Origin of the sequence: Microbacterium sp. BR1 (genome assembly GCF_002812725.1) — a bacterium.
In the GTDB taxonomy this organism is placed as follows: domain Bacteria; phylum Actinomycetota; class Actinomycetes; order Actinomycetales; family Microbacteriaceae; genus Microbacterium.
Map to the genome: position 1 here is coordinate 121,709 of NZ_NMUN01000010.1, position 25,766 is coordinate 147,474.

General features: G+C 65.6%; 22 protein-coding genes, 2 tRNA genes and 1 pseudogene. 13 read left to right on the forward strand and 12 right to left on the reverse strand.

The window, feature by feature from the left end; genetic code table 11:
- Nucleotides 1–9: 9 nt before the first annotated feature.
- Nucleotides 10–1,578 (reverse strand): DUF7059 domain-containing protein, encoded by a 1,569-nt coding sequence (locus CGU35_RS16375; protein WP_100812541.1) that lies wholly within the window; start codon nt 1,576–1,578, stop codon nt 10–12.
- A gap of 144 nt (nt 1,579–1,722) precedes the next feature.
- On the opposite strand from CGU35_RS16375, the gene CGU35_RS16380 reads away from it, so the two are divergent.
- The 4 genes from CGU35_RS16380 (at nt 1,723) to trxA (ending at nt 7,113) form a co-directional block, all read left to right on the forward strand.
- Complete coding sequence (locus tag CGU35_RS16380) at nt 1,723–4,020, forward strand: DUF6049 family protein (protein WP_100812542.1); 2,298 nt, start codon at nt 1,723–1,725, stop codon at nt 4,018–4,020.
- Entirely contained in the window at nt 4,013–5,608 is a 1,596-nt protein-coding gene (gene murJ / locus CGU35_RS16385; protein ID WP_100812543.1) for a murein biosynthesis integral membrane protein MurJ, read from the forward strand. Before CGU35_RS16380 ends, murJ begins: the two co-directional genes overlap by 8 nt.
- A 117-nt stretch (nt 5,609–5,725) precedes the next feature.
- A complete protein-coding gene (gene trxB / locus CGU35_RS16390; RefSeq protein ID WP_100812544.1) occupies nt 5,726–6,721 on the forward strand; it encodes a thioredoxin-disulfide reductase in 996 nt (331 codons plus the stop codon).
- Between the two features lie 68 nt (nt 6,722–6,789).
- Complete coding sequence (trxA, locus tag CGU35_RS16395) at nt 6,790–7,113, forward strand: thioredoxin (RefSeq protein WP_100812545.1); 324 nt, start codon at nt 6,790–6,792, stop codon at nt 7,111–7,113.
- A gap of 83 nt (nt 7,114–7,196) precedes the next feature.
- On the opposite strand, the gene CGU35_RS16400 is transcribed toward trxA, so the two are convergent.
- The 8 genes and pseudogenes from CGU35_RS16400 to rpmH all read right to left on the reverse strand — a co-directional run bounded on the left by CGU35_RS16400 (nt 7,197) and on the right by rpmH (nt 13,276).
- A complete protein-coding gene (locus tag CGU35_RS16400; RefSeq protein ID WP_100812546.1) occupies nt 7,197–8,186 on the reverse strand; it encodes a ParB/RepB/Spo0J family partition protein in 990 nt (329 codons plus the stop codon).
- The gene (locus CGU35_RS16405; protein ID WP_269800336.1) at nt 8,186–9,139 is read right to left on the reverse strand and encodes a ParA family protein; all 954 of its coding nucleotides are present in this window, start codon (nt 9,137–9,139) and stop codon (nt 8,186–8,188) included. Before CGU35_RS16405 ends, CGU35_RS16400 begins: the two co-directional genes overlap by 1 nt.
- A gap of 898 nt (nt 9,140–10,037) precedes the next feature.
- Nucleotides 10,038–10,676: a 16S rRNA (guanine(527)-N(7))-methyltransferase RsmG gene (gene rsmG / locus CGU35_RS16410; protein ID WP_232711368.1), complete on the reverse strand. Its 639-nt coding sequence runs from the start codon at nt 10,674–10,676 to the stop codon at nt 10,038–10,040.
- 19 nt (nt 10,677–10,695) lie between these two features.
- Nucleotides 10,696–11,217: a Jag family protein gene (locus tag CGU35_RS16415; protein WP_100812548.1), complete on the reverse strand. Its 522-nt coding sequence runs from the start codon at nt 11,215–11,217 to the stop codon at nt 10,696–10,698.
- A gap of 209 nt (nt 11,218–11,426) precedes the next feature.
- Nucleotides 11,427–12,437 (reverse strand): annotated as a pseudogene (gene yidC / locus CGU35_RS16420) (membrane protein insertase YidC); the annotation flags it as partial.
- 3 nt (nt 12,438–12,440) lie between these two features.
- Nucleotides 12,441–12,800: a membrane protein insertion efficiency factor YidD gene (yidD, locus tag CGU35_RS16425; RefSeq protein WP_100812550.1), complete on the reverse strand. Its 360-nt coding sequence runs from the start codon at nt 12,798–12,800 to the stop codon at nt 12,441–12,443.
- Nucleotides 12,797–13,129, reverse strand: coding sequence for a ribonuclease P protein component (rnpA, locus tag CGU35_RS16430; protein WP_100812551.1), 333 nt, complete (start codon nt 13,127–13,129; stop codon nt 12,797–12,799). The genes yidD and rnpA overlap by 4 nt, the downstream gene beginning before the upstream one ends.
- A 9-nt stretch (nt 13,130–13,138) precedes the next feature.
- Nucleotides 13,139–13,276 (reverse strand): 50S ribosomal protein L34, encoded by a 138-nt coding sequence (rpmH, locus tag CGU35_RS16435; protein WP_100812552.1) that lies wholly within the window; start codon nt 13,274–13,276, stop codon nt 13,139–13,141.
- A gap of 323 nt (nt 13,277–13,599) precedes the next feature.
- Here rpmH and dnaA point away from each other — a divergent pair, with 323 nt between their 5' ends.
- The 7 genes from dnaA (at nt 13,600) to CGU35_RS16470 (ending at nt 23,591) form a co-directional block, all read left to right on the forward strand.
- A complete protein-coding gene (gene dnaA / locus CGU35_RS16440) occupies nt 13,600–15,042 on the forward strand; it encodes a chromosomal replication initiator protein DnaA (protein WP_100812553.1) in 1,443 nt (480 codons plus the stop codon).
- A gap of 515 nt (nt 15,043–15,557) precedes the next feature.
- Nucleotides 15,558–16,706: a DNA polymerase III subunit beta gene (gene dnaN / locus CGU35_RS16445; protein ID WP_100812831.1), complete on the forward strand. Its 1,149-nt coding sequence runs from the start codon at nt 15,558–15,560 to the stop codon at nt 16,704–16,706.
- Nucleotide 16,707: 1 nt separating this feature from the next.
- Nucleotides 16,708–17,886, forward strand: coding sequence for a DNA replication/repair protein RecF (gene recF / locus CGU35_RS16450; RefSeq protein WP_100812554.1), 1,179 nt, complete (start codon nt 16,708–16,710; stop codon nt 17,884–17,886).
- Nucleotides 17,879–18,409: a DUF721 domain-containing protein gene (locus tag CGU35_RS16455; RefSeq protein ID WP_100812555.1), complete on the forward strand. Its 531-nt coding sequence runs from the start codon at nt 17,879–17,881 to the stop codon at nt 18,407–18,409. Before recF ends, CGU35_RS16455 begins: the two co-directional genes overlap by 8 nt.
- 122 nt (nt 18,410–18,531) lie before the next feature.
- Nucleotides 18,532–20,559, forward strand: coding sequence for a DNA topoisomerase (ATP-hydrolyzing) subunit B (gyrB, locus tag CGU35_RS16460; RefSeq protein WP_100812556.1), 2,028 nt, complete (start codon nt 18,532–18,534; stop codon nt 20,557–20,559).
- 51 nt (nt 20,560–20,610) lie between these two features.
- Nucleotides 20,611–23,190 (forward strand): DNA gyrase subunit A, encoded by a 2,580-nt coding sequence (gyrA, locus tag CGU35_RS16465; RefSeq protein ID WP_100812557.1) that lies wholly within the window; start codon nt 20,611–20,613, stop codon nt 23,188–23,190.
- Nucleotides 23,187–23,591, forward strand: coding sequence for a DUF3566 domain-containing protein (locus CGU35_RS16470; protein ID WP_036296699.1), 405 nt, complete (start codon nt 23,187–23,189; stop codon nt 23,589–23,591). The genes gyrA and CGU35_RS16470 overlap by 4 nt, the downstream gene beginning before the upstream one ends.
- A 10-nt stretch (nt 23,592–23,601) precedes the next feature.
- On the opposite strand, the gene CGU35_RS16475 is transcribed toward CGU35_RS16470, so the two are convergent.
- Complete coding sequence (locus CGU35_RS16475) at nt 23,602–24,324, reverse strand: VIT1/CCC1 transporter family protein (RefSeq protein ID WP_100812558.1); 723 nt, start codon at nt 24,322–24,324, stop codon at nt 23,602–23,604.
- Between the two features lie 89 nt (nt 24,325–24,413).
- On the opposite strand from CGU35_RS16475, the gene CGU35_RS16480 reads away from it, so the two are divergent.
- Both CGU35_RS16480 and CGU35_RS16485 read left to right on the forward strand, forming a co-directional pair.
- Nucleotides 24,414–24,490 (forward strand) — tRNA-Ile (locus CGU35_RS16480).
- 11 nt (nt 24,491–24,501) lie between these two features.
- A tRNA-Ala gene (locus CGU35_RS16485) sits at nt 24,502–24,574 on the forward strand.
- A 34-nt stretch (nt 24,575–24,608) separates the two neighbouring features.
- On the opposite strand, the gene CGU35_RS16490 is transcribed toward CGU35_RS16485, so the two are convergent.
- Nucleotides 24,609–25,088, reverse strand: coding sequence for an aminoacyl-tRNA deacylase (locus tag CGU35_RS16490; protein ID WP_100812559.1), 480 nt, complete (start codon nt 25,086–25,088; stop codon nt 24,609–24,611).
- Nucleotides 25,081–25,665: a DNA helicase gene (locus CGU35_RS16495; RefSeq protein WP_100812560.1), complete on the reverse strand. Its 585-nt coding sequence runs from the start codon at nt 25,663–25,665 to the stop codon at nt 25,081–25,083. Before CGU35_RS16495 ends, CGU35_RS16490 begins: the two co-directional genes overlap by 8 nt.
- Nucleotides 25,666–25,766: the final 101 nt, after the last annotated feature.

The following is a 25,766-nucleotide window of genomic DNA, read 5'->3' on the forward strand; positions in this document are numbered from 1 at the left end:
TCATCCAGCCTACCGACGCGTGTCCGACGGCGATGCGGGCGGCGGGCCCGGGCGATCGGTGAAGGTCAAGAACCCGTCTTCGAGCAGACCGCGAACACGGGGGAGGAGGTCGGCCCGCAGCAGTTCGGGATCGACCTCGAGCAGCTCCGCGATCGCGGCGATCAGGCGTCCCACGGGCAGGTCGCCATCGCTCGCACCGACCAGCGCGGCGAGGGCGGGGTCGACCGCGAGCGTGCGTCCGAAGCCCCCGCCCTGCCGCAGCTCGATGACACTCGGGTCTTCGGCACCGGGCAGGTAGTGGCGCGCCTCGGTGACATCACCGGCGGCAAGCAGAACCGCCGCGGCCAGCTCGTCATCGCTCAGTCGCGTCTGGCGGTCATGGGCGCGCAAGCTTTCGGCGAGATGCATGCCCAGAGCGGCATTCGCGCCGATGACGCCCTCGACACGTTCGAACCGCGACAGGCTGGGCCGACCATCCGACGCCCGACGCAGCAGGATGTAGCCGAATCCGACCTCGCGAACCTCTCGAGCCTCGAAGTCGTCCAGCCAGGCCGCGAGCATCGATTCGAAGGCGGCGGTACCCGGCACGGTGCCGCCGTCGCGGATCCAGAGTTCGGCGTATGCGATCGGATCCATCCGGTCACGTTCGATCACCCACGCATCGAGGGGAACGGGTGATGCGGCCACCCAGTCGCGCACACGGTGCAGGCCATCGCGACCGTCGACATACTCCCAGTTACCCAGCAGCTGCGCGATTCCACCCGGCGTCAGGTGTGCCCCGACCGTGGTGACGATGTCGCGCACCAGCGCATCGCCCGTCAGGCCGCCATCGCGGTACTCGTATGCGGGAACGTCGGCGCCGCGCGGCGTGATCACGAACGGCGGATTCGAGACGACGCGGTCGAAGACCTCCTCACCGATCGGCTCGAACAGGCTTCCGCGGAGCGTCCGGATGCCGTCCACATCGTTGAGGAGGGCGTTCAACCGCGTGAACCGGAGAGCGGCCTCCGAGATGTCGGTCGCCGTCACCTCCGGGCTGTCTCGCCGGGCACGCAGTGATTGGATGCCGCAACCGGAACCCAGGTCGAGCACGCGCACGGCCGGCGTCGGAAGCTGCAAGCCTGCAAGGGTCAGCGAGGCCCCGCCGACGCCGAGGACGTGGTCTTCGGGGAGTGGTCCGCTGCGCACCGACTCGTCGATGTCGCTCGCGATCCACCACTCGCCCGCACCGTGTTCGTCGACGTATGCCTGCGGACGTATCAGGACGGACGGAATGACCGACCCGTCAGCAATTCGCACGAGGCCGAGCTTCTCGACGCCCGGCACCGTCGCCGTCCGGAGCGCCGTCTGCGCGTCGGACAGCGGCACGGGACTGCCCAGGAAGAAGAGTCGCGCCAACACGGCCACGTCGGACCGGGATCCCGCCACCTCACGGCGCGCGGGAAGCGCCATGCCGCGCCCGAGCGCCTCGTCGGCCGCGACACCCCAGAGCGCGCGCAATCGGGCACCCGTGTAGCCGGCGTCGGCCAGGTCCACCGCGAGGGCGCGCGCGAGCGCCGGATCAGGTTCGGGGATCATCCCTCCATTCAAGCGTGCCCGTCGGGGCGCCGCTCACCCGAACGTCGCTGAAGCCTGTCCCCGCGGCCTCTGCCCGCTCAACACCGTCGACCGGCGGCGGTGCGCCGGGAACGCAGAGGCGAGCGCCGTAGAATCGGGCGAAATGTGCGAACTCTCGCACTCAACGAAAAACCCGGACTCACCGTGACGCACCTCTTCTTCGGTTCCGGCGTGCGGCGCGGTCCGGCGCCGGGAGGGTCCGACGTGCAGCGCGACCCGATCTTCGCCGGCCCGCGAGACGTCGTCCGTCGCAGAGGTTTCGGGCGCCTGGTGCGCGTCGCCGCCCTTCTCGCCGTGACGACATCCTTCGTGCTCGCCGGGACCTCCGTCGCTGCCGCGTCGCCCAGTCCCTCACCGACTCCCGATACCGCCGAGCCGACACTGGTTCTTTCGCCACTCGCACACGGCGTCGTGCCCTTCGGTGCGGCACTGAGCTCGACGATCGAGGTGTCGAACCCCACCTCCGCCGACCTGAGCCCGGCCGCACTCACGCTGGAACTCAGTGACGCGCCTCTGGGCACCACCGCAGAGTTGGACGACTGGATCGACGACGGCCGACTCGGCCCCGAGGCATCCGTCGTCGATCGTCCGGCGGTCGGCACGATCGCGCCGGGCGACAGCGGGATCGTGGTCTCGACGGTCGCTGCCGAGGCGCTGGCGGGTCGCGCGCCCGGTGTGTATGCGCTCTCCGCCACGTACGGCGGAGACGTCGTTTCCCGGAGCGCCATCGTGCTCCAGAACGAGAGCCCCGCGGCGTCCTCGATCGGAGTCATCGTCGCGGTCACCGCGGGTCCGCGCGCGGCCGGGCTTCTCTCCGCCGACGAGTTGACCGCGCTCACGGGCCCCCAGGGACGCCTCACGGCTGTGCTTTCGGGCGTCTCCGGCACCTCGGCTGTTCTCGCGGTCGACCCCTCGGTGCTCGCGTCGATCCGCGTCCTCGGCGATTCGGCGCCCGCCAGTGCACTCGCCTGGCTCGACCGGCTCGCGGCGCTGCCGAACGAGCGCTTTGCTCTGCAATTCGGGGACGCGGATGTCTCGGTGCAGGCGGACGCGGGACTGACCACGCTGCTCGAGCCCACCAGCCTGGACTACGCGATGTCCGCGGACGACTTCACGGGCTCGGGCCCCGCGTCGACCCCGAATCCCGATCCGGCGCCAACCGGGAGCGGTGTGGATGACGACACCGCTGACGATGTCATCACTCTGCCGAGCCTGGATGAGCTTGTCTCCGTCCCCGGATCAGGGGCGGCGATCTTCTGGCCGGCTCAGGGCCGCGCCGACCAGAATGCGCTACGCGTGCTGACGCAGCAGCCCTCGCCGAGTGGCACCCCCGCGACGGTCCTGCTCAGCTCTGCCGAAGTCCGTCGATCCGAGGTGCGAGCGGCCGCAGCCACGGCTGACGGAATCCCGCTGCTCGTTTACGAAGCGGGATCGTCGAACGCGATGCGTGCGACTGCCGGCGCGCCGGCGGACGCCGCTCAGGCCTCATCCGCACGGATCTCCGCGCAGATCGCGCTCGAGGCGTCGAACTCGTCGGGCCCCCTCCTGATCACGACGGACCGGCTGCCCGAGGTCGGCGCCACCGCGCTGCGCGCCGCGATCGACACCGTCTTCGCCTATCCCGGCGTCGTCCCCGCAACTCTCAGCGCGCTCCTGGACGCCGAGCGGACCTCGGTCGAGAGCACCGCGCAACAGGACATGGAAGCCGCAACGCACCTGGACGCGCTTCTCGCGGGCGAGGCGAGCATCGCGAAGTTCTCGTCGATCATCGATGACCCGTCGCTCCTGACGGCCCCCGAGCGATCTTCGATCCTGCAGCTGATCGGCGCGGGGTGGCGTGACGATCCAGAGGCATGGGCGGCGGCTCTCACCGCACACGCGGATGTCACCACGAAGACGCTCACGTCCGTCGCGATACAGCAGCCCAGCACCGTGCAGCTCGTGAGCCCAGAAGCCGTTCTGCCCTTTTTCGTGCGCAACGACCTGCCGTTCCCCGTCAATGTCGTCCTCGTATCCACCCCCGACAACTTGCGCCTCGACGTCGAGCGCACCACGCCGGTACGGGCGGAGCCCGGCGTGAACACGCGAGTCGAAGTCGGGGTCCAAGCCCGCGTCGGCAGCGGCGAGGTGGGGATCGATCTACGCCTCCTCAGCCCCACCTTCGAGCAGGTCGGCCCCATCCAGCGGGCGGACGTCACCGTGCGCGCCGACTGGGAACGGATCGGAATCATCGGCCTCGGCGCGATCGTCGTGCTGCTCCTCGGTGCCGGCTTCGCTCGCACGGTGCTGCGTCGTCGTCGCGCTCGTGCGACTGACGCGACGAGCACCGAAGCGACGAACACCGACGATCCGGGAGCCGGCGAATCCAGCAACGATCCCACGCCGAAATCGCGCGATGAGTAGTCTCGGCCGCGCCAGCGCGATCCTCGGGGCGGGCACGCTCGTCTCACGCCTGACGGGCGTGGTCCGCTCCATGGTTCTCGTGATGGCGATCGGATCCGTGTTCAGCGGTGCCGCGGACGCTTTCACGACGGCGAACATGCTGCCGAACAATATCTACGCGATCGTCTCCACGGGAATCCTCACGGGTGTGATCGTGCCGCAGATCGTGCGCGCCGCGGCACACGCAGACGGTGGGGGAGCGTTCGTTTCCAAGCTCCTCACGCTCGGCACCATCGTGCTCATCGTCATCACAGGCCTGGCGACGCTCGCGGCGCCCTGGCTCGTCCAGTTGTTCGCACGCTATACCGGGGACCAGTACGCCCTCGCGGTCGCGTTCGCGTACTGGTGTCTGCCTCAGCTGTTCTTCTACGGTCTCTACGCGCTGGTGGGCGAGACTCTCAACGCTCGTCGCGTGTTCGGGCCCTACACGTGGGCGCCGATTCTCAACAATCTCGTCTCCATCGCGGGATTCATCGCGTTCATCGTTCTCTTCGGTGCGAACCGCACCGAGGTCGCGGACTGGACGCCCGACATGATCACCGTGCTCGCCGGCACGGCGACGGCGGGAATCGCCGCGCAGGCCGTCTTCCTGCTGTTCTTCTGGCGCCGATCCGGGCTGCACTTCCGGCCCGACTTCGCCTGGCGCGGGATGGGTCTGCGGCAAATGGGCAACCTTGCCTGGTGGACGCTGCTCATGGTGATCGTGGGCCAGATCGCTGGGCTGATTCAGGCGCAGATTGCCACGCTCGCGAGCACGGCGGGCGCATCGGTCGCGACGATGTCCTACGCGTGGTTCATCTTCATCCTCCCGTATTCGGTGATCGCGGTGTCGATCGGAACCCCCTACTTCACGCAGTTGAGCGAGCACGCTGCGGCCGGACGAGACGACGAGGTCCGCTCCGACCTCGGCACCAGCATCCGGACGATCAGCTTCTTCCTGGTGGGCGCCCTTGCTGCTGTGGTTGCCGCGGCGATTCCGGTCTCACGGATCTTCAGTAACAGCCCAACGGATGCGGCAGCGACCGCGCTCGTGTTGGGCGCTTACCTGATCGGGCTCGTCCCGCTGTCGATCCTGTACGTCATCCAACGCACGTTCTACGCCTACGGGGACACGTTCCGGCCGTTCCTGTTCACGCTCGTGCAGGCGGCTCTCGTGATCGTGACGGCGGTCATCGCGGGCGCCATCCTTCCCCTGGAATATCTCGCGGCCGGTATCGCCCTGGGTCAGTCGCTCGCCGGCATCATCCAGCTCACGATCGCGATCGTGCTGCTGCGCGGGCGACTCGGGCGACTCGACCTTCGAGCGCCCGCGCGGGCGCTCGGGCGATTCTTCCTCGCCGGCGTGCCAGCGGGTTGCCTCGGCTGGGGCCTCTTCCTCCTCCTCGGAGGCCTCGATGGTTGGACGACCTCGTCCATGCTGCTCGGTGTCGCGGGGGGTGCGCTCATCGGAAGCGTGACGCTCGCGGTCTATATCGGGATCCTGGCAGCGATGCGCGCGCCCGAGCTCGCGGCGGTCGCGCCGCTCATCCGCCGTCTGCGTCGGCGCTGACCTCTCGCCCCGCGCAGGCCTCACCCGGTGTTCCAGCACGTGGAATTCACCGGGCCGTGGAATGCTGCCGGACTACCATGGGTTGAAGCCCAGAGACAAGCAAAAGGGAGAAACACAGTGCGTCACGTGATCATCATCGGATCGGGTCCTGCGGGCTTCACCGCGGCTACCTACGCGGCACGCGCGAACCTCTCACCCCTCGTCGTGGCGAGTTCGGTCGAGGTCGGTGGAGAGCTGATGAATACGACCGAGGTCGAGAACTTCCCGGGCTTCCCCGAGGCGATCCAGGGCCCCGAGCTCATGGCCAAGATGCAGGAGCAGGCCGAGAAGTTCGGCGCCGAGATCCTGTACGACGATGTCGTCGAGCTCTCGGTGGACGGGCCCGTCAAGCGCGTGAAGCTCGGCAGCGGTGCCGAACACGAAGCGGCAGCCATCATCTACGCCACGGGTTCGGCCTATCGCAAGCTCGGTCTTCCGGGCGAGGAGCGCCTCTCGGGCCACGGCGTGTCGTGGTGCGCCACGTGTGACGGCTTCTTCTTCCGCGACCGCACGATCGCCGTGGTCGGAGGCGGCGACTCGGCCATGGAAGAGGCGACGTTCCTCACGCGCTTCGCCTCGAAGGTGTACATCATCCACCGCAAGGACACCCTGCGGGCGTCGAAGATCATGCAGGAGCGCGCTTTCGCGAACCCCAAGATCGAGTTCATCTGGAACGCCGAGGTCGCGGACATCCTCGGGGACGAGGCTGTTTCCGGCGTCGTCCTGCGCGACACCACGGATGGAACGACCCGCGAGCTCGCACTCGAGGGCCTTTTCGTCGCGATCGGCAACGACCCGCGCACGCATCTCGTTCACGACAAGCTCGAGCTGACCCCCGAGGGAACGATCTGGGTGGACGGCCGCTCGTCGCGGACGTCGGTTCCCGGTGTTTTCGCCGCGGGCGACGTCATCGATCCGACGTACCGTCAGGCCGCGACCGCCGCGGGATCGGGCACGGTCGCCGCGCTCGACGCCGAACACTACCTCGCGGCCCTCGACGACGCGGGAGAACCGGAGGCTGATGTCGCCCAGATCGACGGGCTGCCCGAGGCCGACCCCGTCAGCGTGGCCTGACACCCAAGGAACATTCGAGAGCGTTACGACGTTCTCTTCTCTGAGACTTCCGAAAGAAGGAGAAGGATATGACCGCCAAGTCCACGACCTCGAGCACGTGGGAGCAGGACGTTCTCAATGCCGAGGGTCCCGTTCTCGTCGACTTCTGGGCCGAGTGGTGTGGTCCGTGTCGTATGGTGGCCCCGGTTCTGGACGAGATCCAGTCCGAGCACCCCGACAAGATCACGATCCTCAAGCTCAACGTCGACGAGAACCCCGATCTCGCCATGAAGTACCAGATCACGTCGATCCCGGCGATGAAGGTCTTCCACGGTGGCGAGGTCAAGACGACCATCATCGGCGCCAAGCCGAAGTTCGCACTGGAGAAGGATCTCGCGGCGTTCATCGGCTGATCGGCTTCACCGGCAACGACGAAGGCCCCGGCTCAGAGAGTCGGGGCCTTCGTCATTGCCTCGCAAGGCTCCGGCTGGCCGGTTCAGTCGGAGCCGAATCCGTCGATACCCATCTCGGCCAGGATTCTGTTGAGATCCTGGATAGTCGAGAAATCTATCTTGACCTGGCCTTTTCTAGCCGTCAGTGAGATCTGGACTCGTGTGTTCAGACGATCACCCAACCGGCCCGCGACCTCGTCGAGGTGCCCGCGACGCGCGCCGGCCTGAGGCTTCGTTGCGCGCTGGGGAGTGTCTGGACGACCCTTGACGATCGCCTCGGCGGCGCGAACCGAGAGGTCTTCGTTCACGATCTTGTCGGCGAGCCGCTGGATGGCGGCGTCATCTGGCAATCCGAGAAGTGCACGCGCGTGGCCGGGGCTGAGTACACCGGCGGCCACGCGTTGCTGCACGGGAAGCGGTAGGCGAAGCAGGCGAATGGTGTTGCTGATCTGGGGACGCGAGCGACCGATGCGTGTCGCGAGCTCTTCCTGCGTGATCCCGAAGTCCTCGAGCAACTGCTGATAGGCGGAGGCCTCCTCGAGTGCGTTCAGCTGCGATCGATGCAGGTTCTCGAGCAGGGCGTCGCGCAAGAGATTCTCGTCTGCCGTGTCGCGAACGATTGCGGGGATGCTCGCGAGGCCGGCCTCACGGGCCGCGCGGGTACGCCGCTCGCCCATGATCAGCTCGTATGTGCCATCCTCGGCACGCGGTCGAACGACGACCGGCTGCAGAACACCGAACTCGCGGACACTGTGCACCAACTCGGCAAGGTCATCCGCGTCGAAGTGCGTGCGGGGCTGGCGCGGATTCGGCACGATTTCACGGGGGTCGATGTGCGCCAAACGGGCACCCGGAACGGCGACGAGCTCGGCGAACCGCTGTTCTTCGACAATCGTTTCCTCATCCGCAACGGCCTCCACCGCTTCCAGCCGTCGCGCGCCGGGGAAGAAGACATCGACGGGACGGCTCTCCGCTTCACTCGTGGGGATCAGAGCGCCGATTCCTCGTCCGAGTCCTGTTCTCTTCGTGGACATCAGAGCGTGCCTTCCTCGTTGGTGTCTTCGTTGCTGGTTACGGCGGGCACATGCTTGCTGATCTCGATCGCGGCCTCACGGTATGCGACGGCGCCGGCCGACTGGCCGTCGTACGCGATAACCGTCTGGCCGAAGCTCGGAGCCTCAGAAACACGAACGGATCGGGGGATCACGGTCTGCAACACCTCCCCAGGGAAGTGTGCGCGAACCTCGTCCGCCACCTGCTGTGCGAGTCGGGTGCGCCCGTCGTACATCGTGAGCAAGATCTTCGAGACCTGCAGGCTCGGGTTGAGGTGGCGCTGAATCATCCGCACGCTCCCGAGCAGCTGCGTGAGACCCTCGAGCGCGTAGTACTCGCACTGAATCGGGATGAAGACTTCATTCGCCGCGGTGAACGCGTTGATCGTCAACAACCCCAGGGAGGGGGGGCAGTCGATCAGTACGAAATGGATCGGAAGAGCACTCGTTGCGAGATAGTCCTCGAGAGCGCCCCGCAGGCGGTGCTCTCGAGCAACCTGCGACACGAGTTCGATCTCCGCACCAGCCAAGTGCAACGTGCTCGGCGCGCACAAGAGGTTCGGTGACTCGGGGCTGACCTGAACGATGTCTGCGAGGGGGAACTCATCGATGAGCACGTCGTACACGCTCGGTGTATCGGGATCGTGGGGGATTCCCAGTGCGGTGGACGCATTCCCTTGGGGATCGAGGTCGATCACCAGGACCCGTGCCCCCAGGGAAGCGAGGGCGGCCGCGACATTGACCGTGCTGGTCGTTTTGCCGACGCCACCCTTCTGGTTTGAGACGGTCAGGACGCGCGTCCTGTTCGGTAGTTCGATCGCGACTCCCTCCAAAGCTCGGCGGCGTGCGCTGAGGTCTGCGATCTCCCGTGCCAGCGGGGTGTCGTCTATCAGTTGTGCGGATGATCGGACATCCGAACGTCGGGCATGTTCCACGTGAAACGCTCCACTCGCGGCAGGGGGACGACCTCTACTCTAGGTGCGCTCTCGTCGCTGAAATCACATCCGACGTCCATGAGACTTCCCTCATCAACGTCACCCCTGGTCGCACGGCGTTTCACGTGAAACACGGCGTGTCGATATCGCGACCAGTTCGGCGGCGCATCGATATCAGCGAACCGGTGCCGACGTTTCACGTGAAACGTCGGTCGGTGCCCGCGCCTCGATCGTGATCGCAGATGCGACGTCTCACGCTCACAAGAAGGAACGTCGATCGAATTCACGGACGGAGCGCCGTTCGTGAAACACGAAGTGCCACGCTATCTCGCTCGACCAAACGATGCTCGCTGGCTGCACAGCGCGCGAGACGTCTTCTACCGAGTCAGCTCCGCACGAATCATGCGTACGGCTTCACGTCGGACAGTTCGCCACGAATACCGTCTCTCGTCGACGCACAGCGAGAGACAGAGCAAAGCCAAAGCCAAAGCCAAAGCCAGCCGATCACTACCGAGCCCGAACCGATGACCAGACCCATGGTGTGCCTGTCGGCGCATCCGGTCTGCCCAAGTGCTCACTCAACCGACGATCGCGTGCCATCCGCCCGTCGGGGAGCGTCAACGGAGCGAAGCGCATTTCATGCGTCGGCGGTGAACTCCGTTTAGGCCTCCTCCTCACGTGACGAACGGAAGCCGAATCGATAGCCGACGCGTCGTTTCACGTGAAACAGCCATGATTGCTGGATCCCAGGTCCCTACACCGCATCGCCATCACAGAACGGGATCGTCCTGTCCGCGCTTCGCGTGAAGTGCGTGTTCTGTGGTCCGAGATCCAGTCACCCCCGCGGGGCGGTGAGGATCCATCAGCCAAGCTCCGTTTCACGTGAAACTGCGGACGATCAGGCGGAGGGACGCACCCGGGCGCGGAAGACCGTCGTCGGTTGTTCCAGCAGACCCTCCCCGAAACGCTCCGCGCGTGGGTCGTGCAACCGGAACCGACGAATCTGCTTCTCTGCGGCCGATATCTCGGATTCGACCGACGCGCCCTTCATCAGCACGAGCTGACCATTCGGACGGACCAGGGGAGCGGTCAGGGGGATGAGGGTGCGAAGTGCGGAAACCGCGCGCGCCGTCACGGCGTCGAGGCCAGAACCGGCGTCGTAGTCCTCGGCGCGCGCGCGCACCACGTCGACGTTGTCCAAGCCCAAGAGATCCACCTGCTCGACGAGCCAGGCGACCCGGCGCTCCATCGGCTCGATCAACACCCAGGAAACATCGGGGCGCGCGATCGCGAGAACCAGTCCAGGTAGCCCGGCGCCCGAACCTACATCGCCGACGCGAGCACCGCTCTCGAACGCCTCCGAGGTGACCGCGCTGTTGAGGATGTGCCGAGACCACAGTCGCGAGGCCTCGAGTGGCCCGATCAGGCCGCGCTCCTCGCCGTGTTCCGCGAGTTGATCGGTGAAGCGCCGAGCCAGTTCGATCCGCGCACCGAAGATCTGAGCCGCAACGGCCGGCTCGGCTTCCACGCCTGTCACCGTTTCACGTGAAACAGGATCAGGCGCGTCGAATGACGGTGTGCCGGTCGGCACCCTCGCCATAGGACTCCGAGACGAAGCCGCGGTCGGCCACGATGTCATGAATGAGCTTCCGCTCATAGCTGGACATCGGGGGCAGTGATGCCTGGCCGGCGCCTTCTTCGAGACGCTCGATGGCGCGCGCGACCAACTGCTCGAGCTCACCCTGCCGGGTGTCGCGTGACCCTCCGACATCCAGGATGAGGCGGGAGAATCGACCCGTCTTGTTCTGAACGGCAAGACGCGTCAGCTCCTGCAATGACCGGACTGTTTCCGGGTCTGACAACACCGACAGCGTCGTGCGGCCCTCGGGGGCCTCGACAGAAACGTATGCACGTCCGGCACGAACGTCGAGTTCGATATCTCCGTCGATATCAGCGATGTCGAGAAGTTCCTCGATGTAATCGGCGGCGATGTCACCCTCTTGCTCGAGATGGGCAAGAGAGGGCGTCTCGTCGGGGGATGCGTCCTGGGGCACCGGTGCATCGGATGTCGTGGTCATGTCGTGAGCTCCTCGCGCCGTCAACGGCGCTTCTTGGGGTCCTGTTTGGTGTTGTTCGTGGGTCCGCCCTGTCCGGGATCCGCGGACGGCGGCGTAAGTGATGTCGAGCCAGCAGAGGACGCCGGAGCGTCAGCATCCGCCGAGGGGGCAGGAGTTCCCGACTTGCCCGCGGGCGGGGGAGTGGTCGAGCCGGCGGGGGTGTTCGGTCGCGCCTGCTTCTTGGCGCGCTGCTTACCGACGGGCTGCTGGCGCTTGGGAGTCACGGCCTTCTTCTTCTCGGCCTCGGCCAGCAGACGGGCCTGCTCCTCGACGTAGCGTTCCATCGAGACGATCTTGCCCTCGGAGTTGATCGCCTTGCCCTTGCGAGCCAGGCGCTCTTCGCGTGCCTTCGCCGCATCCGAACCGGGCGTCGGCATCTCACGGATGACGATGAACTGCTGAACCATCGTCCAGATATTGCTCGTGAACCAGTAGATGACGACACCGAGCGGAAAGAAGACACCCGAGAAGATGAAGGCGAGCGGGAGGATGTAGAGCATGATCTTCTGCATCTGGTACGCCTGACCGGTCTTGGCCTCGGGCGACAGATTCTTCGAGATGATCTGCAGCTGGGTGAAGAACTGCGACGCGATCATGAGGATGACCAGCACGACCAGGATCGCAACCGTAGCTTCCCAGCCCTCGGGCTGCGCCTCCCACGCACCCGCCAGGGTGTCGTGCAGGGACGCGACGCCGAAGAGCTTGGCGTCGAAGAACTGCTGCGTCAGCTCGGGCGTGAGAACACCGACACCACCCACACCGTCCTTCACGTGCTGTCCGATGGACGACAGCACGGAGTACAGGGAGAAGAAGATCGGCATCTGCACGAGCAGGGGCAGACAGCTCGAGACGGGCGTCGTGCCGTGCTTCTTATAAAGCGCCATCGTCTCGCGGCTCATCGCCTCGCGAGACAACTGATCACGCTTCCCCTTGTACTTCTCCTGAACTTTTCGCAGCTCAGGGGCGATTTCCATCATCTTTCGCTGGCTCTTGATCTGCCGCACGAACAATGGAATCAAGGCCGCCCGCACGACGATCACCAGTCCGACGATGGACAGCACCCAGGTGATGCCATCCGCAGCACCGAACCCGAGAGAGGTCCACACCCAATGCCATGCGACAAGGATCAGCTCGACAGCCCACTTGAGCGGCCAGAGGACGATTCCGATGAGATCCGGCACGGATCAGTCCTTTCTTCGGGGCGACGGAACGACGAACCCGTGGTGGGTCAGTTCGTCCCGGAAGTCGGTACGCGGGCGGACATCGTCGACGCCGCCCTGCGCCCACGGGTGGCAGCGGGCCAAGCGAGTGGCAGCCATGACAGAGCCACGAACGACCCCGTACTGCTGGATGGCTCCGACCGCATAGGCGGAACACGTGGGGAAGTACTTGCAGACATCCCCGTAGATCGGAGATATCGTCGCGCGGTAGGCGATGAGGGCCGCGATCGCGGTGTTACGCGGAACCAGGCACGTGGCGCGCCAGCCGCGAGCTATGTCGAAGTGGGAATCGCCCGTCATCGCGGTGGGGAGCGGAGCGCTCATACCCGACCTCGCCGCAGGCAACGCAGCACTTCGGCCCGTAGAGTCGCGAAATCCGCGGTCGCCGATGTCGTCAGAGCGCGGATCACGACGTCCCGACCGGGATCGAGCTCGGTGAGAGCTTCATGACAGACCGCTTTCAAACGCCGACGTACCGTATTGCGCACGACGGCATTGCCGACGGCCTTCGACACGATGAACCCGAAACGCACGTCGTCATCCGTACGAGCCATGACGTGCGTCACCGTGTGTGCTCCGGCGCAGCGAGTGCCCCGGCGGACGACGGATCGATAATCGAGGCCGCGGGTGAGACGATTCGCTCGGGAGAGCACCGGGATGGGTCAGGCCGAGACGGTGGTGCGACCCTTGGTGCGACGCGCCGAAAGAATGGCGCGTCCCGCGCGGGTACGCATACGAGCGCGGAAGCCATGCTTCTTGGCGCGACGGCGGTTGTTGGGCTGGAAAGTACGCTTGCTCATGAGTGTCACTCCGGGAGACGAGTCGCCGGGACGTGGCGACCGGAGACGTTGCTAGGCGGGAGAAGGATGCCGCGAGGGCATAAGTCAACCTGGTAAGAATACGTCCTCATGGCACAGGTCACAAACTGAGCGTGATTCCGGACGCATTATCCCCAGCGGTTTGGCACGGGCATGGCATCGACACGCCGCGAGGTCCTACAGTGGATTTTGCTCCGCCGCACCGCCTGGCTAGCGTGGGCGCGACAGTTATCCACAGGTCCGAAGATGGCGCTCTCGCCCCCGGACACGGTTACTGACAGATAGCCGCGAACCCCGGGGGACCCATGTCACAGCACGATGTTCCAGACATCTCGATCTGGGCGACCGTGCTCGACGCACTCACCGAAGACGACCGGATCACCCCTCAACTGTATGGATTCCTCAGCCTCGCCGTTCCCCAGGGCGTGATGGCGGGCACCCTCTACCTCGACGTCCCCAACGACCTGACAGCGGCTCAGTTCAACAAGCGCATGCGCCCGTCGATCCTCGAAGCTCTCTCCCGCATCGATCACCCATCGGCCGCCGTCACCTTCCGTGTCGTCGTCAACCCCGACCTGGCGGAGGCGCACGTCGCTCCCCGTACGAACCCCACCGCACAGACGACCCCGGATGCGCCGGCGCCGGCTCCCTCACAGTCCGGGCTGCGCTCCTATGTAGAGACTCCGCCCGAAGCACCGGCTTCGGCTTCGCGCAACGACACCCGCCTCAACCCCAAGTACACGTTCGACAATTTCGTCATCGGTCAGTCGAACCGCTTCGCGCACGCCGCCGCCGTCGCCGTCGCCGAAGCACCCGCGAAGGCCTACAACCCGCTCTTCATCTACGGAGAGTCCGGGCTCGGCAAGACCCACCTGCTGCACGCGATCGGCGACTACGCGCTCAATCTCTATACGGGCATCCGCGTTCGGTACGTCTCGAGCGAAGAATTCACGAACGACTTCATCAACTCGATCGCCAACAACCGGGGCTCCGCATTCCAAGCCCGATACCGCGATGTCGACATCCTCCTCATCGACGACATCCAGTTCCTCCAGGGTCGCGCCGAGACACAGGAAGCCTTCTTCCACACGTTCAATACGCTCCACGATCACGACAAGCAAGTCGTCATCACGAGCGATCTTCCCCCCAAGCACCTCACGGGGTTCGAAGACCGCATGCGCAGTCGGTTCGAGTGGGGCCTCATCACCGATGTCCAGGCGCCCGACCTCGAGACGCGCGAGGCCATCCTGCGCAAGAAGGCGCAGAGCGAGCGGCTGCAGGTGCCGGACGACGTTCTCGAGTACATCGCAACGAAGGTCTCGAGCAACATCCGCGAACTCGAGGGCGCACTCATCCGTGTCTCGGCATTCGCCAACCTCAACCGCTCGTCGCTCGACGTACAGCTCGCGCAGACCGTCCTGCGCGACATCATCGATCAAGACGATGCGAACGTCGTTTCGCCGACCGACATCATCACCGCGACGGCACAGTACTTCAAGCTGTCCGTCGATGATCTGTACGGCTCGAGTCGCTCACAGGCCGTCGCCACCGCCCGACAGATCGCCATGTACCTGTGCCGTGAACGCACCAGCCTCTCGCTGCCCAAGATCGGTCAGCTCTTCGGCAACCGTGACCACACGACGGTGATGTACGCATACAAGAAGATCAGCGATCTCATGAAAGAGCGTCGTTCGCTCTACAACCAGGTCACCGAGATCACGACGATCATCGGTCGCGCCGGCCGCTGATCGGCGGATGCGTGAGCGGCGGATGCCTCGCCGCTCACGTCTCGCGCTGCCCTATATGCCGCGACCCGCGCTTGACATGTGCCGATCAGAGCCACCAAAATGCCGTTTTCACAGTGTGGATAACCTGTGGATAAGCCTCACGGAATACGTCCAGACTGTGCAGACATCGCGCCGCGCTGTGGATAGACATCGAAACTCCGGTCCACCCGCCTTCCGCATAAACCCGGGCATCCGCAGCTGGTCCACAACTCACACCGATGTAGTTCCATACTCTCGACCGGCATGTCGGGAGTTATCCACATGATCCACAGGCGTTAACACCATTAACTAATTCTTCTTCTGAGAGATCGATTCCCCTCACCTTTACGGCGAAGGCTGTGCGGTGCACGAGCGGCCGACGCGGACTCACGACATCGATGGCCCGGCACTAGCATGGGTAAGCCCACACCCGGGACGACAAGTGTCCGCGGGGCGGGCGTCCACAGGACCGAACCTCCACAGACAAAGGAGTGACCGTGAAGTTCCACGTGAATCGCGATGTCTTCAGCGACGCGGTCTCTTTCGTCGTGAAGCTGCTCCCGCAGCGCAACCCCCAGCCCATCCTCGCCGGTGTACTCATCGAGGCGGGTCCCGACGGTCTTTCGCTCTCGGCGTTCGACTACGAAGCCTCGGCCCGCACGGTCATCGAAGCGACGGTCGACAGCCCGGGCACCATCCTCGTTCACGGCCGCCTTCTCTCCGAGATCGCCAACCGGCTGCCGAGTGCTCCGATCCAGGTCGTCGTCGACGACGACGGCGGGATCGTCCTGAGCTGTGGTTCGGCCCGCTTCACCTTGCCGGGCATGCCTGTGCAGGAGTACCCGGCGATCCCCGAAGTGACGGCCGAGCCCGGTCTGGTTCCGGCCGAGGACTTCGCCACAGCGATTGCGCAGGTCGCGTTCGCTGCGTCGCGCGACGATGTGACTCCCGTGCTGACCGGAGTGCAGCTCGAGGTTTCCGGAACCACCCTGAGCCTCGTCGCGACCGACCGCTACCGCGTCGCGCTCCGTGAGATTCCCTGGGATGGTGCTTCGGCCGTCGAGGGCGAGGCCTCCGCTCTTGTTCCCGCCCGCACCCTGCAAGAAGTCGGCAAGACCTTCGCCCACGGCGGCGACATCCGGATCGCCTTCTCGGGATCCGGCGACCGCGAGATCATCGCCTTCTCGTCGGGCGAGCGTACGGTGACATCGCTTCTGATCAAGGGCAACTTCCCGCCGGTCCGTCGGCTGTTCCCCGACCAGAACGCGCACCACGCCGTCGTCAACACGGGCGAACTCATGGAAGCGGTCCGCCGCATGCAGATCGTTCTGGATCGTTCGGCGCCCCTGCGGTTCACGTTCTCATCCGATGGCGTCACGATGGATGCCTCCGGGGGAGACCAGGCGCGCGCATCCGAGTCGGTCGACGCGCACCTCGACGGAGACGAGGTCGTTCTCGGTCTCAACCCGCAGTACCTCCTCGAAGCGTTGACCGCGGTACGCAGCGAATTCGTGCGGATCACGTTCACGTCGTCCGACAACGCCAACAAGCTGAGCCCTGTTCTGATCACGAGTCAGACCTCGGTCGACAAGGCCGGCGCGGACACGTTCAAGTACCTCCTGCAACCGAATCTGCTGCTGCGCTGACGTGATCGTCGAGCACGTCAGCCTGGTCGATTTCCGCAACTACGCGACCGCGGATGTCGCGCTGGTCGCGGGCCCCAATCTGTTCGTCGGCCGCAACGGCCAGGGAAAGACGAACCTCGCCGAGGCGATCGCATACGTCGCCACGCTCGGGTCGCACCGGGTTTCGGGCGACCAGGCCCTGGTTCGCGCGGGTGCGGAATCGGCGATCCTGCGCATTCGTGTCGCGCACGCCGGGCGCAGTGTGCAACTCGAAGCGCAGCTTAACCGGACGGGCCGCAACCGCGCACGCGTGAACGGTGTGGATGTGCGCCCTTCCGAACTCCCGCGGTACGCACAGGTGGTCGTGTTCGCCCCCGAAGACCTGGGGATCGTCCGCGGCGACCCCTCCGCGCGTCGTCGTTTCGCCGATCAGTTGCTCGTTCAGCGGTCGCCTCGGATGGCGGGGGTTCTCGCGGACTACGACCGGGTGTTGCGCCAGCGCGGAGCCCTCCTCAAGTCGGCACGTGCACGCGGGATCCGCGGCGAAGCGCTGTCGACCCTGGATGTCTGGGACGACAAGCTCGTCTCGCTCGGCTCCGAGATCATCGACGCGCGTCAGGTTCTGGCGACAGAGCTCGCGGCGCCGATCGAGGCGGCTTACGCGGCCATCGCCGGGGAGGATCACCGACCCGAGCTCGAGTGGGTTCTCTCCGTTCGCGGCGCCGACCCCGAAGAGGGGGATGAAGCGGGCCCCGGCACACCGGCCGGCGTCACCGCCGAGCTCTTCCGAGAGGCGCTGGCGCAGAAGCGCACCGCCGAGCTCGAGCGCGGTCTCACCCTGGTCGGGCCTCATCGCGATGACCTGCGGCTGAGCATCCGCGGCCTTCCGGTCAAGGGGTACGCGTCGCACGGCGAATCGTGGTCGGTCGCGCTGTCCCTGCGGCTCGCTTCGGCTCAGCTCCTGCGCGCAGAGTCGCGCAGCGGTGACCCGGTGTTGATCCTCGATGATGTCTTCGCAGAGCTGGACGCGCAGCGCCGCGCACGGCTGTCGGATCTCACGGCACAGTTCGAGCAGGTCATCGTGACCGCCGCGGTGTGGGAGGACGTCCCGGAGACACTGCGGAGCAGGACCGTGCGAATCGAAGGCGGGCGGATCCTGTCCGAGCCGACGGGCTCGGCGGTCGAGGCATCCGATGCCTGATGACGAGACGGCGGATGTCGCGCCCGGGAAGCCGGTCGAGGCTGAGATCGACGCCCCGCCTTTGACCATCGCGACGTACCTGCGTCTGCGCGGAATTGCCGCGCCGAGGTCGCGCAAGCGGCGCCGGGTCCGGGATGCCGAGGGCGAGAACATCCCGTTCGCGCCAGGCCGAGACCCACACGGGCTCGGCGATGTCATGGCGGACCTGACGCGCGAGGCGGGGTGGAATACTCACCTCGCCAGCGAAGACGTGCTTCGGCGGTGGGCTGATGTGGCCGGCGCTCAGACCGCGGAGCACGCTCGACCGGTCTCTCTCGAGGGAGGTGTCATGACCGTGCAGTGCGATTCGACGGCATGGGCGAGGCAGCTTTCGAGCCTGCGCGCAGACATCCTGACGCGCATCATTCGCGAACACCCCGACGCGGGCATCACCGGAGTGCGCTTCGTGGGGCCGGACGTTCCCTCATGGAAATGGGGCCCCAGGACTATTCCAGGGCGCGGTCCACGCGATACCTACGGCTGAATGGCCATTTGGGGTGCCGAAAGGGATTTCATCCCCGGAGAGGGGCGCGTGATGCGAACGATCGGTCCCCGCTCCGATAGACTGGAAGCGACGACTTTCCCTATTTGGAGCGCCTCTTCTCTATGACTTCCGACTCATTCGATAGCGCTCAATCCGGCAGCAACACCGCCCCCGAACCCCACGCGTACGGCGCGGATGAGATCCAGGTTCTCGAGGGTCTCGAGGCGGTACGCAAACGCCCCGGTATGTACATCGGCTCGACGGGCCCGCGCGGACTCCACCACCTGGTGTATGAGATCGTCGACAACTCGGTCGACGAGGCGCTCGCCGGATACTGCGACACGATCGATGTCACGATCCTTCCCGACGGCGCCGTGCGCGTCATCGACAACGGTCGCGGTATCCCCGTCGACATCCACCGCACCGAGGGCAAGTCCACGGTCGAGGTCGTCCTCACCGTGCTGCACGCCGGCGGCAAGTTCGGCGGCGGCGGATACGCCGTCTCGGGCGGTCTGCACGGTGTCGGTTCCTCGGTCGTCAACGCCCTCTCGTCCCGCCTCGAGGTCGAGGTCCGTCGTCAGGGTTACGTCTGGCGTCAGTCCTATGGCGGCGGCGGCGTACCCAAGGCGCCGCTCGAGAGGGCCGAAGAGAGCTCCGAGACGGGCACGACGATCACGTTCTGGCCGGACGAGACGATCTTCGAGACGGTCGAGTTCGACTACGACACGTTGCGCACGCGATTCCAGCAGATGGCCTTCCTGAACAAGGGCCTGCGTATCGACCTGCACGACGAGCGCCCCGAGAAGGCGTACGACGAAGAGGTCGAGGGCCAGCTCGTGCTGCAGCAGCCGACCGACAGCTTCCTGTACGAGCGCGGCCTCGTCGACTATGTCGAGTACCTGAACAAGGTGCGCAAGGCCGAGCCGGTCAACGACGTGATCATCGACTTCGAGTCCGAGGCGCCCGACAAGAAGATCGCCATGGAGATCGCGATGCAGTGGACGACGAGCTACACCGAGAACGTCTTCACCTACGCGAACACCATCAACACGCACGAGGGTGGCACGCACGAAGAGGGCTTCCGCGCGGCGCTCACGACGCTCGTCAACAAGTACGCGCGAGCGAACAACCTGCTCAAAGAGAAGGACGAGAACCTGTCGGGCGATGACGTCCGCGAGGGTCTGACCGCCGTGATCTCGGTCAAGCTGTCCGAACCCCAGTTCGAGGGCCAGACGAAGACCAAGCTCGGCAACACCGAGGCGAAGGCGTTCGTGCAGAAGGTCGTGGGCGATCAGCTCGGCGACTGGTTCGACCGCAACCCCACGCAGGCGAAGAACATCATCCGCAAGGCGATCGACGCGGCCACCGCGCGACTCGCCGCGCGCAAGGCCCGCGAGACCGCGCGACGCAAGAGCGTCTTCGAGTCGGCCTCGATGCCCGACAAGCTCAAAGACTGCACGAGCAAGGATCCCTCGATCAGCGAGATCTTCCTGGTGGAGGGTGACTCGGCCGGCGGTTCGGCGGTTCAGGGTCGCGACCCGCACACGCAGGCGATCCTCGCCCTCCGCGGCAAGATCCTGAACGTCGAGCGCGCGCGCATCGACCGCGCCCTCGGCAACAACGAGATCCAGGCGATGATCCAGGCTTTCGGAACGGGCATCGGCGAAGAGTTCGACATCGAGAAGTCGCGGTACCACAAGGTGGTTCTGATGGCGGATGCCGACGTCGACGGCCAGCACATCACGACGCTCCTCTTGACCCTGCTGTTCCGCTACATGCGCGGGCTCATCGAGGCCGGCTACGTCTATCTCGCACAGCCGCCGCTGTACCGCCTGAAGTGGTCGAACTCTCCCCACGAATACGTCTACAGCGACCGCGAACGCGATGCGCTGCTGACCGCGGGCCTCGCCGAGGGCAAGCGCATCCCCAAGGACAACGCGATCCAGCGCTACAAGGGTCTCGGTGAGATGAACGACAAGGAGCTCTGGGAGACCACGATGGATCCCCAGACCCGCACCCTCTTGCAGGTGACGATCGAGGATGCCGCGGCCGCCGACGAGATCTTCTCGACGCTGATGGGTGAGGACGTCGAATCCCGGCGCACGTTCATCCAGCGCAACGCCAAGGATGTCCGCTTCCTCGACATCTAGGTCCGATACCACGGATCCCGACGAACCTGACGCAGACGAAGAAGAGACGACATGACTGACGAAGACCGCCCCGACGCAACGCCGGTTCACGATCACGGCCGGATCGACCAGGTCGACCTGCAGTCCGAGATGCAGCGCAGCTATCTCGACTACGCGATGGCCGTCATCGTCGGGCGCGCTCTCCCGGACGTGCGTGATGGACTGAAGCCCGTGCACCGCCGCGTGATCTACGGCATGTACGACGGCGGGTTCCGTCCCGACAAGGGATTCTCGAAGTGCGCCCGCGTCGTCGGCGAGGTCATGGGTCAGTACCACCCGCACGGTGACTCGCCGATCTACGACGCGCTCGTGCGTCTCGTGCAGCCGTGGTCGCTCCGCTACCCGCTGGCCGACGGTCAGGGCAACTTCGGATCGCCCGGCAACATGGGCGCGGCCGCCCCGCGGTACACCGAGACCAAGATGGCGACGCTCGCGCTCGAGATGGTGCGCGACATCGAAGAAGAGACCGTCGACTTCACCGACAACTACGACGGTCGAACGCAGGAGCCGACGGTTCTGCCCGCGCGTTTCCCGAACCTCCTGGTCAACGGCTCGGTCGGCATCGCGGTCGGCATGGCGACCAACATCCCGCCGCACAACCTGCGCGAGGTGGCCGATGGTGTGCTGTGGTCGCTCGAGAACCCGGATGCCTCGCGCGAAGAGCTGCTCGAAGCCCTGATCCAGCGGGTGCACGGACCGGACTTCCCGACCGGGGCGCAGATCCTCGGTGTCCGCGGCATCCACGAGGCGTACCGCACGGGGCGTGGCTCGATCACGATGCGGGCCGTGGTGTCCGTGGAGGAGATCCAGGGCCGCACGTGCCTGGTCATCACCGAGCTGCCCTATCAGGTGAACCCCGACAACCTCGCGATCAAGATCCGTGATCTCGCTCGTGACGGCAAGATCTCGGGCATCGCCGACATCCGCGACGAGACGTCCGGTCGCACGGGCCAGCGCCTGGTGATCGTGCTCAAGCGCGACGCGGTCGCGAAGGTCGTGCTGAACAACCTGTACAAGCACACGCAGCTGCAGGAGAACTTCGGAGCCAACATGCTCGCGATCGTCGACGGCGTGCCCCGCACGCTGTCGCTCGACGCCTTCGTGTCGCTCTGGATCACGCATCAGATCGAAGTGATCGTCCGTCGCACGACGTACCGTCTGCGCAAGGCGGAAGAGCGCATGCACATCCTGCGCGCGTACCTCAAGGCGCTCGACGCGCTCGACGAGGTCATCGCGCTCATCCGCCGATCGGCGTCGGCCGACGACGCACGCGAGGGACTGAAGAAGCTCCTCGATATCGATGACCTCCAGGCCCGCGCGATCCTCGAACTCCAGCTGCGCCGCCTCTCGGCGCTGGAGCGTCAGCAGATCATCGACGAGGCCGAGAAGATCACGGCGCAGATCGTCGACTTCCAGGACATCCTCGCCAGCCCCGTTCGTCAGCGCACGATCGTCCGCGATGAACTGACCGAGATCGTCGCCAAGCACGGCGACGACCGTCGCACCGAGATCATGATGGGCTTCGACGGCGACATGTCGATGGAAGACCTCATCCCCGAAGAGGAGATGGTCGTCACCGTCACGCGCGATGGGTACATCAAGCGCACGCGCAGCGACAACTACCGCGCACAGCACCGCGGTGGCAAGGGTGTCAAGGGTGCGCAGTTGCGCGCCGATGACGTCGTCGAGCACTTCTTCGTCACGACCACGCATCACTGGCTGCTGTTCTTCACGAACAAGGGGCGCGTCTATCGCGCGAAGGCTTATGAGCTTCCCGAGGCCGGCCGCGATGCCAAGGGTCAGCACGTCGCAAACCTGTTGGCGCTGCAGCCGGGCGAAGAGATCGCACAGGTCCTGGACATCCGCGACTACAGTGTCGCGACCTACCTGGTCCTCGCCACCCGCGGCGGCCTGGTGAAGAAGACGCGTTTGACCGAGTACGACACCAACCGGCAGGGCGGCATCATCGCGATCAGCCTGCGCGAGGGTGATGAGCTCGAGAGTGCCCTGCTCGTCGAAGCCGATGACGACATCCTCCTCATCTCGCGACACGGCATGTCGCTGCGATTCACCGCCAACGACGACGCGCTCCGCCCCATGGGTCGTTCCACCGCGGGCGTGAAGGGAATGTCGTTCCGCGATTCCGACAGTCTGCTGTCGGCGAGCGTGGCGGCTGAGAACGGCGGATCGGCCGGACACTACGTGTTCGTCGTCACCGAGGGTGGCTACGCAAAGCGCACCGCGGTCAACGAATATCGTGGTCAGTCGAGGGGCGGTCTGGGCATCAAGGTGGCCAAGTTGAGCGACGAGCGCGGCGACCTCGCGGGCGGTTTGATCGTCGGCGAGGACGACGAGGTCTTGGTGGTTCTTGCCAGCGGCAAGGTGGTACGCTCCTCCGTGGCCGAGGTGCCTGCCAAGGGTCGCAACACGATGGGTGTCGTGTTCGCCCGTCCCGGCGACGACGACCGGATCATTGCCATCGCCCGTAACGGGGAGAGGGGAATCGAATCCCAGGAGCCTGCCGAAGCAACCGCTACCGACTCCGAGGAGTCGACACCCGCCACCTCCCCCGAAGAGAGTTCTGACGCATGAGCACTGTTGCCGACAAGCTGGCTAAGAAGTCGAGCCGCCAGGGAAGCTCTAAGCAGGTCCGGTTGCGACTGGTCTACATCGATTTCTGGTCGGCCGTGAAGCTGTCCTTTCTCGCGGCCGTGGCCATCGCGATCGTGACCGTGGTGTCGTTCTTCCTGATCTTCATGGTCGTCCAGACCACGGGCCTGATCGGTCAGTTCGACGAGTTCTTCCAGAGCTTCTCGGAGAACGGCGTTCGCATCTCCGACCTCGTGGGTCTGCCGCAGGTCATGGCATTCGCCGCGGTCGTCGCGATCCTCAACCTGATCGTGGTCACGGTCCTCGGCGCTGTCGTCGCGGGGATATACAACCTCGCGGTCAAGATCACCGGCGGCCTGCTCGTCGGCTTCACCTCGAACTGAGGCGGAGCGGTCACACGACCCCGGTCGTCCCCAGCAGACTTCCGATCAGCCAGGTCACGGCGAGGGCGAGCGATCCACCGATCACAAGTCTCACCATCGCGCGTCCGCGGCTCGAACCGCCGAGCTGGGCCGACACCCATCCGGTGATGGCCAGCGCAGCCAGAACCGCGACAAAGGTGACGGGCACGCGCCACGCGGGCGGCGGAAGCAGGATGGCGAGCAACGGCAGCAACGCACCGACCGTGAAGGCGACGGCCGAAGAGAGGGCTGCCTGCCAGGGGCTGACCAGGTCGTCCTGGTCGATATGCAGCTCGACCTCGAGGTGAGCGGCGAGTGCGTCGTGCGCGGTGAGTTCTTCGGCGACTTGCCGCGCCGTCGCTTCCGAGAGCCCGCGGGCCCGATACAACTCGGCGAGTTCGTCGAGCTCCTGTTCGGGCATGTCGCGCAGCTCGGCGGTTTCTTTCGCGATCAGTGCCCGCTCACTGTCGCGCTGACTGCTGACCGACACGTACTCACCGAGCGCCATCGAGATCGCGCCACCGACAAGGCCGGCGATTCCGGCGACGAGAAGGGCCGCCGAGTCGGTCGTCGCACCGGCGACGCCGACGACGAGCGATGCGACCGAGACGATGCCGTCATTCGCGCCGAGAACCCCGGCTCGGAGCCAGTTGAGCCGCTGTCCGATACCGCCCACGTGTGCTTCGCCGACGTGTCCTGTCACCTCATCCGTCATGTGCACAGTCAATCGCCTCGCGGCTCGCGCGACAACACAGACGGCGATTCGCGCGAAGCGCGCGGGTCGGGTAAAGTCTTGGAGGTTGCGGGGCTATAGCTCAGGCGGTTAGAGCGCTTCACTGATAATGAAGAGGTCCCAGGTTCAAGTCCTGGTAGCCCCACCAATACACCCCGCGGGGCCTTAGCTCAGTTGGTAGAGCGCCTGCTTTGCAAGCAGGATGTCAGGAGTTCGAATCTCCTAGGCTCCACAGTTGCTACGATCGGCGGGCGTTGTCGGCAGACTCAGGCCAGTGGCTGCGAGATGTCGGCGACGGTCGCTCCGAGAGCGTCGAAAAGCGGCTGAGACTCGACGAAAAGACTGTATCCGTGTGCGCCGGCACCGAGCGCCACACGACCGGATATCGTCTCGTCCGCGTAGACGGGCCAGGCCGTCGTACTACCGAGGGGCACGATCGTGCCGCGCTCATAACCCGTCGCGCCGAGGGCGCGTTCCGGGTCGGGCAGTTGGAGCTTGTTGACGCCCACGAGGGTGCGGAGCTTCGGCCATGCGATCTGTCGATCACCCGGGACCAGCGCGAAGAGGTAACTGTCATCGCTTCGTTTGACCACGAGGGTCTTGACGATGTCGCGTGGCTCGATACCGAGCAGCGCGGCGGCTTCGTGCAGACTGCCCGCTTCCGGGCGTTCACGGATCTCGATGTCGAGACCGAGGTCGGATGCCGCCGACCGCACACGTGCGGTGGCGGCATCCGGATCACTCATCGGGAGAGCGGAGCGGGTCGTCCGCGACCCAGAGCTCGTCGTCGGCCCGCAGTGTCTGCCACGCGGCGTATAGCACGCCAGCCGCGGCGATGACGCCGAGGACGATGGCGATGACGCTGCCCGTGCTGATGCCGGAGCGCTGGGGCTCGAGCACGGCAAGCTTCTTCGACATGGCCTTGGTGGCCTTCTTGCTGTACGCGTCCGCCTTCTTGCCGAAGCTGCGGGAGTCGGGCAGCGAGAAGCCGCGACCTGATGCCAGGCGCTCACGGGTGTCGTTCGCCGCGTCCCAGACGGAGAGTGCGCTACCGACGACCCCGCCGACCGCCGGAACGACCCGGTGTTCGAGGACGTCGCGGCTGACCTTGGCACTCTTCTGAACAACGGGGACGACCCGCTGTTCGTATGTCGCCTGAACGGCCGGCGCGACCTGTTCGCGTGAGTAGTTGCCGAGCTGACGGCTCGCTTCGCGGGCGATACCCGCGGCCTCTCCTACCAGCACCTGCTGCGTCTGCCACACCTTGTTGGCGGAATCCTGCAGCTTGCGGAGCTCTTTCTTGCGCTTACGACTCAGGCCCACGGCTGCCTCCTTGTTCGTCGGGGCGACGATGCGCCCCTCCCCATCTTGCCACGGTGAGCCCGAGAGGCCAGAGTTCGCGGCAAACTCCTATGCCAGAATGG